Here is a 14652-nt window from a genome sequence, read left to right as displayed (position 1 = left end):
GGCCGCATGAAAGCACGCAAGCCTCACAACATGCGAGCCCGCATAGCGCGCACCTGCCGCGCCACCCTGCGCAGCAACAACGTCGCCGTGGTCAACATCGACCCCAGCGGCCGCCAAGGCCTGGTGAACTGGAAGAACGCGAAGTCCATCGCGCCCGGGCGCGCGATCGCCGACGCTGTCTGCGACTTCGCTCACCCATGGTGCATTTACATCAGCGCCCTGTGCATCGACCAGTTCGGCCAGCGCTACATCAAGAGCATCGAGGTAGAACCCCAGGGCCTCTACCTCGCCGACCAGCTGACGGACGTCATCGAGGCCTGCTACCGGCAACACCTCGACGGCTGCAACAAGCAGCACATAGTGGGCTCCGGCTGGATCGCCATCCCCAACAGCGTGTCCCTGGACGAAGGACAGGCCGCACGCATCTTCGACGCTGTCGGCGCGTGGCCGGCGGCGGCAGCAGCCTGACAGGAGGGCGCGGAGATGAGCAGCAATGTCGCCGGCATCCTAGACTTCGAAGACCTGCAGAAGGTGACGGGCTACCAGCGCCGCGCCGACGTCGAGCGCACGCTCCGCAAGCAAGGCATCCGGATATTCCACGGCCGCCTCGGCCCGTGGACAACCACCGATCTGATCAACCAAGCGGGCGGCCTCAAGCCCGGCAACCAGGAACACTACGACCCGAGCATCGTATGAGACGTGGACGCAAGCGGCAGCACAGCCCGCACATACCCAAGCACATCGACCAGGCCGCTCTCCCAGCGGCCGTTTACTTCGACCATCGTGGATCTGGCGTGTGGTACACCCTCTATCTGGACGAGGCAGGCAAGCAGCGCCGCACCAACCTCGCCGGCCGGGATGCAACCCTGTCCGAGCTGCACCGGATCATGGAAGAGCGCGCCGGCATTGACCGCGACAGCCTGACCTTCCTCGCCGAGCAGTTCCATAAGAGCGACCAGTTCAAGCGCCTGGCCAAGAAGACCCAGGACGATTACTGCTACTCCCGCGACGTGCTGCTGGGCATCCCGACGAAGCTGGGCAAGCCGCTGGGCGAGCTGGCCGTGCGCAAGTTCACCCCGCCTCTGGTGCAACGCGTGGTGGATCGGATCGCCGAGGACGGCACACCATCCAAGGCAGCCCACGCCCTGCGCTACCTGCGCCGGCTGATGCAGTGGGGCCGCAACCGTGGCTATGTCGACGTCAACCCGGCCCAAGGCATCGAGGCACCGAAGGAGCGCAAGCTGCGCCGCCTGCCGGAGCCCACGGCGATGGCCGCGCTGATCCAGTTTGCCCAGCAGCAGGGCAGGCTGACCCGCGGCGAGAAAGGCGCCTGCGCGCCGTACCTCTGGTACGTGATGGAGATCAGCTACCTGTGCCGCCTGCGCGGCATCGAGACCGTCACCCTCACCGATGCGAACGAGACCCCCGAAGGCGTGCTCACCAACCGCCGCAAGGGCAGCCGCGACAACATCGTGCGCTGGACGCCACGCCTACGCGCGGCGTGGGATGCAGCCAAGCAGGTGCGCACTGATATTTGGGAGAAGAAGAAAATGCCGGTGCCGATCGCGGCCGAGCAGCGCAGGCTGATCGTCGCCGCCCACGGCGGCGCCCTGCAGAAGACCAGTCTGGACACGGCCTGGCAGCGCCTGGTCACCCAGGCAATCGAGAAGGGAGTCATGACCGCCGAGCAACGCTTCGGCCTGCACGACTTCAAGAGGAGGGGCATCACCGACACGGAAGGCACCCGCGCCGACAAGCAGCAGGCCTCAGGCCACCGCAGCGAGGGGATGCTGGACGTCTACGATCTCAGCGTCCCGGTGGTAAATCCTGCTGCAGAATGAAAAAAGGGGGCCATCGCCCCCTTTTTTATTCAAAGCAAATTATGCCAGACAGCCTATGTTATTAGCCTCAGCATCAAGTGCTTCTATACGGCGCTTCATTCCACCGATATTGCTAATGTCGCCCAGCAGTCTGTCCTTAGAGTTCCAGCCTATAGCTTTGATTCCCTCTCTGACAATAAAAGTGATCAAAGCCAAAACAGAAACAATCCCGAAACAAACGCAACCGAGCAACGAGTTAAACGCCAGATATACGAGCACGCGATCGTGCACCTTTTTCTGAACATTCACAATCAAAGCCCGCTGCTCAGGCGTCAACTGCTCTAGCGCGCCTGCAATTCGGCTACGGTACTCACCAGCAATGGCGCGCCCAGCAGGCTTCTTTACCTCTCCGCGAACAAGCATGAAACGGAAAAACGAAAGATCATGGCTAAACCTGATCATACCGTTCAGATTAGTCCGGATTATCTTGTAGGCATCAGAGTCGAATGAAATATCGCCATTGGCCGCAGCCCGAAATAAGTCATCGCGAATAACAAACAGGTCATCGCGCAACTTATCCAGCCGATAGCGCTTCCACTCAACTTCGTAAATGAAGTAAAGGAGCGCGAGGCCGCAGATACCTGAAACGAGAATCGTATAGTCCATATCAAACATCCTCCAGACGCGTGCCACCACGAAGGGGCAGATCACTTGAGGTCCTGTTCGGGTCGAGCGTCTGCTCTAATTCGGCAATGTACGGCTGGAATCGTTCAACAACGCTCCGCCTAAAATCTGCCTGGCGCCGACCATAAAAAACGCCTCCTGCTCCGACCAGTATACACAACAGATTCAGCCAACCGGACGGAAGCATGGGTTGAACTGTGCCCGTTGGTGCTTGAGTAGCAGCCTTAGCTGGCTCTGGCTTCTCGACAGTATCAGCCTTTCCACTGCTTGGCTTCTGAGTGCCAGTACTTAATCCCGCCACTGCCTGCACATCAATCTGCGCCGTGGTCTGCTTGCCAGCCATAGCCGCAATGGCCATGTAGGTAAAATAGGCGATTCCAAGCCACATTACCGTCTTGCAAATGGATGTGAACCCCTTGCCTAGCCAGTGGTTCCTGCAGGACGTCCGGCAATGCTCAAGTTGGCTCTCCAGCTCTCCTCGAGAAAGCTTCTTCCCTTTTGTCATATCAAGTCCAGGCGGCACATTCGCAGGCGCGAATCATCGTCGTTCTTGACCTTTGGCGCAATCATCGGAGCCAGTTCGCCACGTAAAATAAGCCCGGCGAACCCATCAGATTGGGGGCCTCAAGGGCTTAACGACGTAAATAAACACGCCCCAAGCCATTGAAAGGCTTACTAAAAGGCGGTAACTTGTAATCAGTAGGTCCCGGGTTCGATTCCTGGTGCCGGCACCATTTAAAAAGCCCGCTTAATGCGGGCTTTTTGTTTTTCAGAGCAACGAACGCAAACAGCTGGCTTGCTTTGCCTGCGCACAGTCCACAAGCTAACGACCTGCACTTGGCTTACGGATAACCCTTGCATATGCGCATTCTGATCACCGGCGGTGCGGGCTTCATCGGCTCGGCACTGGTTCGCTATCTGCTGAGCGAAACCACTCACGAAATACTCAATCTGGACAAGCTGACGTATGCCGGCAATCTGGAGTCATTGGCCAGTATTGCTGACAGCCCGCGCTATCAGTTCGTTCAGGCCGATATAGCCGATGCTGCAACCGTCAATCGAACGCTCAGTGATTTCCAACCGGATGCCATCATGCACCTGGCCGCAGAGTCCCACGTCGATCGCTCGATTGATGGCCCTGCCGCCTTTATACAGACCAATATCGTCGGCACCTATGCCCTGCTGGAGGCTACCCGGACCTACTGGAGTGGCCTGAATAGCAGCCGCCAAAGCAGCTTCCGCTTTCACCATATTTCCACTGACGAGGTCTACGGTGATCTGCACGGTGTGAATGATCTGTTTACCGAAACGACGCCTTACGCACCAAGCTCGCCCTACTCTGCCAGCAAAGCGGCCTCAGACCATCTGGTGCGCGCCTGGCACAGAACCTATGGTCTGCCGGTACTGATCACCAACTGCTCGAATAACTACGGCCCCTATCACTTCCCTGAGAAGCTGATTCCCCTGATGATTCTCAATGCGCTGGAAGGCAAACCCCTGCCTGTCTACGGCAACGGCCAGCAGATACGCGACTGGCTCTATGTCGAGGATCATGCCCGCGCATTGTTCAAGGTGGTGAGCGAGGGCCAAGTTGGCGAGACCTACAATATCGGTGGCCACAACGAACAGAAAAACCTGCATGTTGTAGAAACCATCTGCAGCTTGCTGGAAGAACTGGCTCCACAAAAGCCCAGCGGCGTGGCTTTTTACCGCGACCTGATCACCTACGTGAAGGATCGCCCGGGTCACGACCTGCGCTATGCGATTGATGCCAGCAAGATCGAGCGAGAACTGGGCTGGGTGCCCGAAGAAACCTTCGAGTCAGGCCTGCGCAAGACTGTGCAGTGGTACCTGAACAATCTCGACTGGTGCCGCCATGTTCAGGACGGCAGTTATCAACGCGAGCGACTGGGGGCATAAACATGAAAGGGATTATTCTGGCTGGTGGCTCCGGTACACGCCTGCACCCCATCACGCTTGGGGTTTCCAAACAGCTGCTGCCCATCTACGACAAGCCGATGATCTATTACCCGATCTCGGTGCTGATGCTGGCAGGCATTCGCGAAATACTGATCATTTCGACACCACACGACCTGCCCAACTTTGAAAAGCTGCTGGGCGATGGCAGCCAGTTTGGCGTGCACTTCTCCTACGCAGAACAACCCTCACCTGATGGACTGGCACAGGCCTTTCTCATCGGAGAGAGTTTTATTGGCAAGGACTCGGTCTGCCTGATCCTCGGCGACAATATCTTCCACGGCCAGCATTTCACCGAAAAGCTCCTGAGAGCGGCTTCCGAGCCCCATGGCGCTACGGTTTTTGGTTACTGGGTCAGTGACCCTGAACGCTTTGGCGTGGTGGAGTTCGATGCGCAGGGCAAAGCCATTTCCATTGAAGAAAAGCCGGCCAAGCCCAAATCCAGCTACGCCGTCACCGGTCTGTACTTCTTCGACAATGACGTCATCGACATTGCCAAGGCGGTGAAGCCATCGCCGCGCGGTGAGCTGGAGATCACCGACGTCAACAACGCTTACCTCAAGCGCGGCGACCTGCGAGTAGAGCGCTTCGGCCGGGGCTTTGCATGGCTGGATACCGGCACCCATGACAGCCTGCTCGATGCGTCGCAGTATGTGCAAACCATCGAACACCGACAGGGTCTCAAGGTCGCCTGCCTTGAAGAGATTGCCTTCCAGCAGGGCTGGATCAGCCGCGAGCAACTGATGGCGCAAGCCAAAGCGCTGGGCAAGACAGGCTACGGCCAGTACCTGACCAAACTCGCCGGAGAACAGGAATGAAGGTAACTGAGACCACGCTGCCTGGCGTACTGATCCTTGAGCCAAAGGTATTTGGCGATGATCGCGGTTTCTTTTATGAAAGCTTCAATGCCCGCAGTTTTCAGGATGCTACCGGCCTGAATCCCGCCTTTGTTCAGGACAATCACTCCCGCTCCACTCGTGGTGTGCTGCGCGGCCTGCACTATCAGGTTCAACAGCCGCAGGGCAAGCTGGTAAGGGTGACGGCGGGTGAGGTCTTTGATGTGGTCGTGGATATACGCCGACACTCGGCGACCTTCGGCAAGTGGCTCGGGCTGCATTTGTCGGCGGATAACAAGCGTCAGCTGTGGATACCGGAAGGCTTTGCCCACGGCTTTCTTGTTCTCAGCGAATATGCCGAGTTCCTCTACAAGACTACCGACTACTACGCACCGACCCATGAGCGCTGCATCCGCTGGGACGACCCGCGGCTGGCTATAGACTGGCCACTGCAAGGCCTGACACCTCAGCTATCCGGCAAGGATCAGGCTGGCACCTCGCTTCAAGAGGCTGACCTGTTCCCATGAAAATCATGATCACGGGAGCGGCCGGCCAAGTTGGACGTGAGCTCCGCCTGGCTCTGGATCAGCACGAACTGATCGCTCTGGACCGCCAGGCGCTCGACCTGAGTCAAGAACAAGCCATACGCCAGATGGTACGCAAGCAAGCGCCGCAACTTATTATCAACGCAGCGGCCTACACGGCTGTTGATCTGGCAGAGAGTAACGTAGCTGCCGCTTTTCAGCTCAACGCCGAAGCTCCGGGCATTCTGGCCGAGGAAGCCTTTTCACTTGGCATACCGCTGATTCATTACTCCACCGATTACGTCTTTGATGGCAGCAAACAAGCTCCCTGGAGCGAAGAGGACATACCTCACCCTCTGGGCGTCTACGGTCAGAGCAAACTGGCCGGAGAGGTGGCGATACGCCGCAGTGGCTGCGCTCACCTGATTCTGCGCACCAGTTGGGTTTATGCCTTGCATGGAAAGAACTTTCTGCTGACCATGCAGCGTCTGCTGAGTGAGCGCGAGCATGTCGGTGTCGTGGACGATCAGATCGGGGCACCGACCTGGGCAGGCAGCATCGCGCAAGCCACATCCATGCTGATCGAACGTTGGCAAGCTGGCTGCACCGCATGGGGCACCTATCACTTCAGCTGTGGTGGCAGCACCAGCTGGTTCGGTTTTGCCCAAGCCATCGCCGCGCACCTGGCCGCACAGGGACAGCTCAAAGCACAGCTACAGCCCATCGCCAGCAGCGCTTACCCAACCCCGGCAAAACGCCCCACGAACTCGCGCCTCGACTGCAGCAAACTAAAAACCGACTGGCAGGTTCAGCTACCTGAATGGCAAGCCGCGCTGGAGCAGTGCTGGAACAGCCCTCGCTGAGAGCCTGACTAAGCCGGCCCGGAAAAACCGTTCCGCCCCGCCGGCAGGCCACTCCACAGTTCCTCGACATTGCGGAACCCCCAGTCTTCCTGGGACTCGCGGGCAACGATCTTTTCCCTGCCGACCAGCTTGCTCAGGTCAAGCACCTCGATGGGGATCGGCGCTTTCGACTTGGCCGAGAAGAACACCTTGACCCGCGGAGTCAGCAGGGACTTCTCGTGCTGCTCGGTGACCACGCCAATACGCCCGCTCTCCAGACGCACCAGCGAGCCGGTCGGATAGATGCCCACCGATTTGACGAAGGCCTGAAACACCGCCTCGTCGAAGTGCCCTTTGCTCCACTCTGCCATGCGCCGGATCGATTCGGCCGGGTCCCAGCCCTTCTTGTAGGGCCGGTCTGAGGTGATCGCGTCGTACACGTCGCAGACTGCGCCCATCTTGGCAAACAGGCTGATCTGGTCGCCGGTTAGGCGATGTGGATAACCGCTGCCATCGACCTTCTCGTGGTGATGCAGACAGACATCCAGCACCAGCGCGCTGACATTGCCACTGTCGCGAAGAATCTGCCCCCCCGCTTCCGGGTGGTTGCGTACGATGGAGAATTCACTATCAGTAAGCTTCCCGGGTTTATTCAGTACCTCATCAGGAATCGCCATCTTGCCGACATCATGCAGCAGTCCGGCCAGACCGGCCTCACGCACCTGAGCCTCAGCCAAACCCAATTGGCGGGCCAGCGCGATCATCAACGCGCAGACCGCTACCGAGTGCATGTAGGTGTATTCATCGGCACTTTTCAGACGTGCAAGGCTGATCAGAGCATTAGGGTGACGCAGCACCGAGTCGGAAATTTCCTCAACCAGAGCTGCGGCTTGCTCGGTTTCGATCGCCCGCCCCATGCGCGCATCACTGAACATCGCCACTACGGCTTCACGCGAACGAGAGCAGAGCTTCAGCGCACGTTCGACCTCGTCGTCCAGACTTGCCCTGGGCTGTTTAACAGGCTCCACCACTGCGGCAAGCAAACGGGCCTCCGTCTCAGCAGCCACTTCCTCTTCGCTCTGGCTGGCTTGCCCGGCCTCAATATCCAGCCCCTTGCTGGTATCGATCCAGATTTCACGCACAGCGCTTTCGCGGACACGCAGCAGATCTTTCTGTGTTTCAAGGACAAACTTGGCTTTCCAGAAAGGATGCTCCATCCAAGAGCCACAAAACTCATGGATGTACATGCCTAAACGCAGGTGCGCCACATCGATTTTTTTCAGCACAGTAACTCGTCCATCAACACCACTGCAGACTTCACTAAGGATAGGCTAGAAGCACCGCAACCAAGGTAAGAAATTGTCTTCTGGCTGAAGTAAGCCATATAGACCGGCAACTTCTACCGCGCCTCGCTGACGACACCGCGTGACTGTGCCATGCTGAAGGCATTGAACAGGAGCGCTCTGTGCAGACAATTTTAGTCATCGAAGACAGCCCTCTGGTGCTGAAGGTTCTGCAGCATCAGTTCCAGCAGGAAAGCGAGTTGCAGCCGATCTTCTGCGCCTCACTGGCCGAAGCAGAGGTCGTTCTGGAGACCTTCGCCGGCCAGCTGTTCGCCGCTCTGGTCGACCTTCACCTGCCGGACGCACCGAATGGCGAAGTGGTCGACTTGGTCCTTCGCTATCACTTGCCCACCGTAGTTCTCACCGCCACTTACGACGAGCAGCGCCGCGACGAGTTGCTGCTCAAGGGCGTGGTCGACTACGTGCTCAAGGAAAGCCACTCCTACACCTACGCTTTGCGCCTGCTGCACCGCCTGGAGCGTAATCGCCATATCAAGCTGCTGATTGCCGATGATTCGGCAGCCACCCGCAACTTCATCCGCCGCATTCTTACCCCTCATCTTTATCAGATTGTCGAGGCTGACGACGGTCTGGAAGCACTGCGCATTCTCCAGGAGCAGCCGGATATGGACCTGCTGCTGGTCGACCACACCATGCCAGGTCTCTCGGGTTTCGAGCTTGTGAAACGCCTACGCCATGAGCTCAAGCGGACCGAGCTGATCATTCTGGGGCTTTCGGCCGACGGAAAAGGCTCTCTCAGCGCTCAGTTCATCAAGCAGGGCGCAGACGACTTCCTGCGCAAACCCTTCTACCCCGAAGAGCTCAACTGTCGTGTCATGCACGCCCTCGACCGGCGCGACCTGCTGCACGCACTGGAGCGCGCAGCCCTGTTCGATAGCCTGACAGGGCTGCTAAACCGCCGCGCCTTCACAGAGCAGTGCCAACAGGTACTGCGCAAAAAACGCCCAGTGGCGGTCGCCATGCTCGACCTCGATCATTTCAAGCGGATCAACGACCAGTTCGGCCATGCCAGCGGCGATTCAGCCCTCCTGACCTTCGCCAACGCGCTGCGCACGGCTTTTCCCCAAGCCCTACAGGGACGGCTGGGTGGTGAAGAGTTCGCGCTACTCAGCCCCCTGCTGACCGCCGAGCAATTGAGCCTGCAACTCGACCGATTCCGCACCCAGCTGGCCACCCTGAGCTACAGCCCTGGGGCGCCGCCATTAAGTTTTAGCGCCGGGGTCTACCAAGGTTGGGACGAGAAACTGGAAAACCTACTACGCCAGGCCGACGACAACCTTTATCAGGCCAAGGCTGATGGGCGCGGGCGTACCGTGCAACTGGTCCAGTCACCGGGCTGAGCAGTCCCACTCGGCGCCTCCCGCCCCACCAGCATGGACGCCCTGCTAAACTGCCGGCCTATTCTTTGCCAGACGGCCTACCGTGACCACTTCCTCGCTCTTTTCCAGCCTGTCGCTGAAACCCGCCATGCTGGCTAACCTCGAAGCCCTCGGCTATCAGCAGATGACTCCGATTCAGGCCGCGAGCCTGCCGCTGATGCTGCAGGGCTGCGACCTGATCGCCCAGGCCAAGACCGGCAGCGGCAAGACCGCCGCCTTTGGTATCGCCCTGCTGGCACCGCTGAACCCGCGCTTCTTCGGTTGCCAGGCACTGGTGCTCTGCCCGACCCGCGAGCTGGCCGATCAGGTAGCCAAGGAACTGCGCCGACTGGCCCGCGCCGCCGACAACATCAAGATTCTCACCCTCTGCGGTGGCGTGCCCTTCGGCCCGCAGATCGGCTCGCTGGAGCACGGCGCCCACGTCATCGTCGGCACCCCGGGGCGCATTCAGGAACACCTGCGCAAGGGCACGCTGAAGCTCGACGGTCTCAACACCCTGGTGCTCGACGAAGCCGACCGCATGCTCGACATGGGCTTCTACGACAGCATTGCCGAGATCATCAACCAGACCCCGGGCAAGCGGCAGACGCTGCTGTTCTCGGCCACCTACCCGGCTGGCATCGAGCAACTGGCGGCGACCTTCATGCGCCAGCCGCAGCAGGTCAAGGTCGAGGCCCTGCACAGCGACAACCAGATCGAGCAGCGTTTCTACGAGATCGATCCTCGGCAGCGGCTTGAGCTGGTCGCGCGAGTACTGGAGCACTTCCGTCCGCAATCCAGCGTGGCCTTCTGTCATACCCGCCAGCAATGCCAGGAGCTGGTCGAGGTGCTGCGCAGCCGGCATATTGCCGCCCTCGCTCTGCACGGCGATCTGGAGCAGCGCGACCGCGACGAGGTGCTGACGCTGTTTTCCAACCGCAGCTGCAGCGTGCTGGTGGCCACCGATGTGGCCGCTCGCGGGCTGGATATCAGCGATCTGGAAATGGTCATCAACGTCGAGCTGGCGCGCGATCCGGAAGTGCATATCCACCGTATTGGCCGCAGCGGCCGTGCCGGCGCCAAGGGCCTGGCCCTGAGCCTGGTAGCACCGTCCGAAGCCTCCCGCGCACAGGCCATCGAAGACCTGCAGCGCAGCCCGCTGCACTGGGCCAGCCTCGACGAACTCAAAGCAGCCTCAGGTGCCGGCCTGCAGGCCCCGATGCAGAGCCTGTGCATTGCCGCCGGGCGCAAGGACAAGCTACGACCAGGCGACATCCTCGGTGCCCTCACGGGAGAGGCCGGCATCCCCGGCAGCCAGGTGGGCAAGATCGCCATCTTCGATTACCAGGCTTTCGTCGCGGTCGAGCGCTCCGTGGCCCGCAGCGCCCTCAAACGTCTGAGTGCCGGCAAGATCAAGGGACGGGCATTGAAGGTGCGCTTGCTGGAGGTTTAGGCCTCCACAAGGGGATCAGCGGCTAGCGCAAGGCTTCGGCGATGGCGTGAATCTCGGCCTGGTGGCTGACCAGCAAGGTCAGCTCGCCGTTCTCGCTGATGAAGTCGAGCGGCGGGAGAAGCTTTTCGTAAGCTGCCAGGCTTTGCAAAGGCGGCAAGTCCGTCAGCGGATTTATCTCTTTGATAGCGTGGTAGAGGCTGAGATTAACCAAATCAGTCAGTTGCACTTCAACAGAGAGACGCTCATGCCAATTGCCGGTGTGGCGAATAACCTCGATGTATTCCTCATCGACCGCCCACTTTTTCAACATGATCACCCCCAGTGACTTGCTGTACTCCCTGCACAAGCCGTAATACAACTCGCGGGTCGGTGCATCAATTTCGCCCTTGAACGCCGAAAGCACGCCCAGGGTTCCCACCTCACTGAGCAAACTGGCAAGCAGTGCATGCTCGGGATGCACATGCCCAATCATCCTGGCCAGGAAAGCCGCCATGCTGGCCTTGAGAACCAAGCGCTCCCATGCTTCAAGAAACAATTTTTTATGCCCGGCACTGTGCAAGGTAAACAGGCTTTTCACGCTGTGCGCCATGGTGATCCGATCCACCTGATCCAAGCCGAGTACATTGAGCACCTCAAGCAGGGTCTTTGGGGGACGCCGAGGCCGCAGCAGAGCACTGGAGGCATACTTCATCAGCAGTGCGCTCAAGGCCGGATCACGGCTGATCAAGCGCGCCAAGCCAGTCAGACTGACGTCACCGGCCCGCAGCGCGGAACGAATCTCCAGGGTGATGCTGGGCAGACTGGGTAATTGCTCCTGCCCCTCCATCAATTGCGACACTACCTGTCGGTAGATCGAATAATCGCTTTGCGCCCTGTTCACATGCTCTCCTGCCAACCGTTTCCTGCTGTCAGCAACGGTAGCGAATTACCCGACGCCAGTCGGTTCAACGTTCACCGGCTTTATCGCCGGTCTTTTGTTCAGCTGGCCTGATCGTGGAAGTAGCTGGACGTTGCAGAGTACCAGGCACAGTCGGCGAGCTAACCGATGGTTGGTGCGTGGCGGCCCCAGGCCCACGTAGCAGGGGAGCATGCCCATAGGGCGCAGGGCTCAACGCTGGGTTCTGCATTACAGGAGGGCTGCCATAGGGCTGCGGCGTTGCCCGGCCAGGCTCGATCGCCGCCCACACTGAGCTGAACGTCCCGAGCAGCAGGAGCAGCAAGAGTTGCTTGCTAAACATCACCTCATCCCCCCAAGTAAGACGATTGGCCACCCCGCTAGCCTCAGGCGACAATCTACCTCCCTCAGCTTTGGTTGTAGTCGACCATGGACAAACCTGCCCTGCTGGCTCACATCATCCAGCGCCTCAATGCCGACCTGCAGCAGGCCGTGCTGGCTGCCGAAGCGGCCCATGCGGATGCGACCCACGAGGAGAGCGTGGCGGAAAACCAGTACGACACCCTGGGACTGGAAGCTTCCTACCTGGCGGCAGGGCACTCCCGGCGAGTACTCGAACTGCGCGAAGCCCTGTTACGTTACAACGCTCTGAGCCTCAGGCCGCACGATACCGAACGCGGCATCCAGCTGACTTCGCTCGTGAGTCTGGAAGATGAGCAGGGGCGTCGCCAGCAGTTGTTCCTCGGGCCGGAGGGCGCCGCCGGTAAGCTCGAGAGCGAACAAGGCGAGGTACTGCTGATCAGCCCACAAGCGCCACTGACGCGCCAGCTGCTGGGACTGCAGGAAGGCGACGAACTGCAGGTGGCGGGAAGAACACTGACAGTCGTCGCCTACGACTGAGCCACGGTCTGTGCCACCGGTGCTCGCGCACGTTCGGCAAAGCTCTCTGCGGGCAACGCCGGCGCCCAGTAGAAACCCTGGCCACGCGTGCAGCCCAGCTCCCTCAATCGAAGCAAGGTAGCGGCGTCCTCGATACCCTCGGCCACCGTATGCAGGTTGAGGCTGGCCGCCATCTGGATGATGGCCCGCACGATAGCCTCATCCTGACTGTCCTCGCACAGGCGACGGACAAAGGATTGGTCAATCTTCAGTGATTCAACATCAAAGCGCTTTAGGTAAGCCAGGTTGGAATAGCCGGTGCCAAAGTCATCGATGGCCAAGGTTATGCCCATAGCCCTCAAGCGTGCCAGCATGTCGGTCAGACCACTGGAGTCATCGATGAGCATCGACTCGGTCAGTTCTAACTCCAGCAACTCCGCCGGGAGACCACTGCTGTTCAGTGCCTGGCTAACCATCTGATCAATATCGTGTCGACGCATCTGTAAAGGCGAAAGATTCACCGCCATAACCAGTGAGAGTCCCTCGGACAGCCACTGCGCAGCCTGAGCACAGGCCTGCTGCAATACCCAGGCGCCGAGCTCGATGATCAGTCCGGACTTTTCCGCCAGAGGAATAAACACTGACGGTGAAACCTGACCGAACTGGGGATGCTGCCAACGCAACAAAGCTTCGGCACCGACCACACGGCCACTACGCAAGTCGTACTGCGCCTGGTAGTGCAGGCTGAACTCACCGCGGGAAAACCCCTGGCGCATGGCTGTGATCATGTGCAGATGCTCCAGAACGCTGGTGTTCATCTGCGCATCATAGAAACGGAAGTTGTTACGCCCGCTGTCCTTGGCCCGGTACATCGCGATATCGGCTTTTTTCAGCAGCGTATCGAAGTCATCGCCATCCACCGGGAACAATGCAATGCCCAGCGAGCATGTGGCGCTGACCTCGATACCATCGATATCCAGAGGAAGCGCCAAGAGTTCCAGTAACTCAGAGGCGATTGCCGCCACCGCATCCACATCAGCGATATCACCCAGCACCACAAGAAACTCATCACCACTCTGCCGGCATACCGTGTCCCCTTCGCGGGTGCCACGGCGTAACTGCTCAGCCACATGCTGCAGCAAACGATCACCAGCCACATGCCCCAGCGAGTCATTGAGTGTCTTGAAGTTGTCCAGATCAAGAAACAGAAGCGCCGCACCGCTTCCTTCTCGACGAGCCTGGCTCAGGGCCTGGTCACAACGTGCGCGCGCCAGCACTCGATTAGGCAGTTGGGTCAGCGCGTCATGCTGGGCGAGAAATTCGATCTGTGCCTGCGACTGGCGCACACGCTGATTCTCCTCTCCGAGGCGCAGCAACGCATCTCGCAGATCGCCGGCCAGTAGCCACACCGCAGAGGCGATGACAGACAGAATGCAGGTGATGTCGATCCAGGTGCCAATACGGACTGGAGGTAGGCGATTGACGTGCCACCCCTGCAAATTACCGAGCGCCAGCAGACTGACGTTCAGCAGCATGAACGCCAGCAAGGCAAAGAAGGTACGACGACTGGCTAAAATCGCAGCAAACACCAGAAACCCCGGATAGGCCAGCAGTCCGCTGTCGCGCAGACCAAGATCAACCCACATGATCAGGCTCACCAGGCTGACCAGCGTCCATAGCATCAAGGCCGCGGACTCATCGGCACGTCCACGCTGCAACAGACGATATGAGCTGAAAAGCATGCCGCCCGCCAAGCTCAGCAGACCTAACGTCAGCCAGTTGGCAAAGTACAGATTGGACAGACCAATCAGGGTCAGCGCCGCCAGCAAAATCTTCAGCAACTGCGCCAGGCGATGACGCTGTAAGGTCCGCAATGGGTTGCCTGCAACAGGGGGAGACTCAGGCGCAATCATGTATCAGGACTCCGGCATCACCAGACGGCAAACGACCTGTGGATTCAAGCACAACCGCCCCCAGGCTTTAACTGAGCGTAGCCATTCAGGACTACTGAAACGGTGAC

At 59.4% G+C, this 14652-nt stretch carries 15 protein-coding genes; 10 read left to right on the top strand and 5 right to left on the bottom strand.

What is annotated here, in order from left to right:
- Nucleotides 1–6: 6 nt before the first annotated feature.
- Genes CK486_RS08450 through xerC form a run of 3 tightly spaced genes read left to right on the top strand, consistent with a single transcriptional unit; the run spans nucleotide 7 to nucleotide 1841 of the window.
- Nucleotides 7–468: a hypothetical protein gene (locus CK486_RS08450; RefSeq protein WP_095939848.1), complete on the top strand. Its 462-nt coding sequence runs from the start codon at nucleotides 7–9 to the stop codon at nucleotides 466–468.
- A gap of 15 nt (nucleotides 469–483) precedes the next feature.
- A complete protein-coding gene (locus tag CK486_RS08445) occupies nucleotides 484–696 on the top strand; it encodes a DUF4224 domain-containing protein (protein WP_095939847.1) in 213 nt (70 codons plus the stop codon).
- On the top strand, nucleotides 693–1841 hold the full coding sequence (xerC, locus tag CK486_RS08440; protein ID WP_095939846.1) for a tyrosine recombinase XerC: 1149 nt from the start codon (nucleotides 693–695) through the stop codon (nucleotides 1839–1841). Before CK486_RS08445 ends, xerC begins: the two co-directional genes overlap by 4 nt.
- 39 nt (nucleotides 1842–1880) lie before the next feature.
- On the opposite strand, the gene CK486_RS08435 is transcribed toward xerC, so the two are convergent.
- Entirely contained in the window at nucleotides 1881–2486 is a 606-nt protein-coding gene (locus CK486_RS08435; RefSeq protein WP_095939845.1) for a hypothetical protein, read from the bottom strand.
- 1 nt (nucleotide 2487) lies between these two features.
- The gene (locus CK486_RS08430) at nucleotides 2488–3009 is read right to left on the bottom strand and encodes a hypothetical protein (RefSeq protein ID WP_095939844.1); all 522 of its coding nucleotides are present in this window, start codon (nucleotides 3007–3009) and stop codon (nucleotides 2488–2490) included.
- A gap of 356 nt (nucleotides 3010–3365) precedes the next feature.
- Between CK486_RS08430 and rfbB the strand changes: the two genes are divergently transcribed.
- From rfbB to rfbD, 4 genes are read left to right on the top strand one after another with little or no spacing between them, the layout of a single operon-like run.
- A complete protein-coding gene (gene rfbB / locus CK486_RS08425) occupies nucleotides 3366–4424 on the top strand; it encodes a dTDP-glucose 4,6-dehydratase (protein ID WP_095939843.1) in 1059 nt (352 codons plus the stop codon).
- A 2-nt stretch (nucleotides 4425–4426) separates the two neighbouring features.
- Nucleotides 4427–5299: a glucose-1-phosphate thymidylyltransferase RfbA gene (gene rfbA, locus CK486_RS08420; protein ID WP_095939842.1), complete on the top strand. Its 873-nt coding sequence runs from the start codon at nucleotides 4427–4429 to the stop codon at nucleotides 5297–5299.
- The gene (rfbC, locus tag CK486_RS08415) at nucleotides 5296–5844 is read left to right on the top strand and encodes a dTDP-4-dehydrorhamnose 3,5-epimerase (protein WP_095939841.1); all 549 of its coding nucleotides are present in this window, start codon (nucleotides 5296–5298) and stop codon (nucleotides 5842–5844) included. The genes rfbA and rfbC overlap by 4 nt, the downstream gene beginning before the upstream one ends.
- Nucleotides 5841–6704, top strand: coding sequence for a dTDP-4-dehydrorhamnose reductase (rfbD, locus tag CK486_RS08410; RefSeq protein ID WP_095939840.1), 864 nt, complete (start codon nucleotides 5841–5843; stop codon nucleotides 6702–6704). The genes rfbC and rfbD overlap by 4 nt, the downstream gene beginning before the upstream one ends.
- A gap of 8 nt (nucleotides 6705–6712) precedes the next feature.
- On the opposite strand, the gene CK486_RS08405 is transcribed toward rfbD, so the two are convergent.
- Nucleotides 6713–7969, bottom strand: coding sequence for an HD-GYP domain-containing protein (locus CK486_RS08405; protein ID WP_095939839.1), 1257 nt, complete (start codon nucleotides 7967–7969; stop codon nucleotides 6713–6715).
- 179 nt (nucleotides 7970–8148) lie between these two features.
- Between CK486_RS08405 and CK486_RS08400 the strand changes: the two genes are divergently transcribed.
- Nucleotides 8149–9387: a diguanylate cyclase domain-containing protein gene (locus tag CK486_RS08400; RefSeq protein ID WP_095939838.1), complete on the top strand. Its 1239-nt coding sequence runs from the start codon at nucleotides 8149–8151 to the stop codon at nucleotides 9385–9387.
- An 82-nt stretch (nucleotides 9388–9469) separates the two neighbouring features.
- Complete coding sequence (dbpA, locus tag CK486_RS08395; protein ID WP_095939837.1) at nucleotides 9470–10858, top strand: ATP-dependent RNA helicase DbpA; 1389 nt, start codon at nucleotides 9470–9472, stop codon at nucleotides 10856–10858.
- A 22-nt stretch (nucleotides 10859–10880) separates the two neighbouring features.
- On the opposite strand, the gene CK486_RS08390 is transcribed toward dbpA, so the two are convergent.
- Nucleotides 10881–11738 (bottom strand): HDOD domain-containing protein, encoded by an 858-nt coding sequence (locus CK486_RS08390; RefSeq protein ID WP_095939836.1) that lies wholly within the window; start codon nucleotides 11736–11738, stop codon nucleotides 10881–10883.
- Nucleotides 11739–12182: 444 nt separating this feature from the next.
- Here CK486_RS08390 and CK486_RS08385 point away from each other — a divergent pair, with 444 nt between their 5' ends.
- Nucleotides 12183–12653 (top strand): transcription elongation factor GreAB, encoded by a 471-nt coding sequence (locus tag CK486_RS08385; protein WP_095939835.1) that lies wholly within the window; start codon nucleotides 12183–12185, stop codon nucleotides 12651–12653.
- Here CK486_RS08385 and CK486_RS08380 read toward each other — a convergent pair.
- The gene (locus tag CK486_RS08380) at nucleotides 12644–14545 is read right to left on the bottom strand and encodes a bifunctional diguanylate cyclase/phosphodiesterase (protein ID WP_095939834.1); all 1902 of its coding nucleotides are present in this window, start codon (nucleotides 14543–14545) and stop codon (nucleotides 12644–12646) included. The genes CK486_RS08385 and CK486_RS08380 overlap by 10 nt on opposite strands.
- Nucleotides 14546–14652: the final 107 nt, after the last annotated feature.

Origin of the sequence: Pseudomonas sp. HAR-UPW-AIA-41, assembly GCF_002304225.1 — a bacterium.
In the GTDB taxonomy this organism is placed as follows: Bacteria; Pseudomonadota; Gammaproteobacteria; order Pseudomonadales; family Pseudomonadaceae; genus Aquipseudomonas.
The sequence above is the reverse complement of the archived record's forward strand: the minus strand, read 5'-3'. Positions and strand labels throughout refer to the sequence as shown.

What these genes read in the sequence shown, in the direction of transcription:
- CK486_RS08450 (WP_095939848.1), top strand. Translation starts at nt 7, where the DNA reads ATGAAAGCACGCAAGCCTCACAACATGCGAGCCCGCATAGCGCGCACC.
- CK486_RS08445 (WP_095939847.1), top strand. Translation starts at nt 484, where the DNA reads ATGAGCAGCAATGTCGCCGGCATCCTAGACTTCGAAGACCTGCAGAAG.
- xerC (WP_095939846.1), top strand. Translation starts at nt 693, where the DNA reads ATGAGACGTGGACGCAAGCGGCAGCACAGCCCGCACATACCCAAGCAC.
- CK486_RS08435 (WP_095939845.1), bottom strand. Translation starts at nt 2,486, where the DNA reads ATGGACTATACGATTCTCGTTTCAGGTATCTGCGGCCTCGCGCTCCTT.
- CK486_RS08430 (WP_095939844.1), bottom strand. Translation starts at nt 3,009, where the DNA reads ATGACAAAAGGGAAGAAGCTTTCTCGAGGAGAGCTGGAGAGCCAACTT.
- rfbB (WP_095939843.1), top strand. Translation starts at nt 3,366, where the DNA reads ATGCGCATTCTGATCACCGGCGGTGCGGGCTTCATCGGCTCGGCACTG.
- rfbA (WP_095939842.1), top strand. Translation starts at nt 4,427, where the DNA reads ATGAAAGGGATTATTCTGGCTGGTGGCTCCGGTACACGCCTGCACCCC.
- rfbC (WP_095939841.1), top strand. Translation starts at nt 5,296, where the DNA reads ATGAAGGTAACTGAGACCACGCTGCCTGGCGTACTGATCCTTGAGCCA.
- rfbD (WP_095939840.1), top strand. Translation starts at nt 5,841, where the DNA reads ATGAAAATCATGATCACGGGAGCGGCCGGCCAAGTTGGACGTGAGCTC.
- CK486_RS08385 (WP_095939835.1), top strand. Translation starts at nt 12,183, where the DNA reads ATGGACAAACCTGCCCTGCTGGCTCACATCATCCAGCGCCTCAATGCC.
- CK486_RS08380 (WP_095939834.1), bottom strand. Translation starts at nt 14,545, where the DNA reads ATGATTGCGCCTGAGTCTCCCCCTGTTGCAGGCAACCCATTGCGGACC.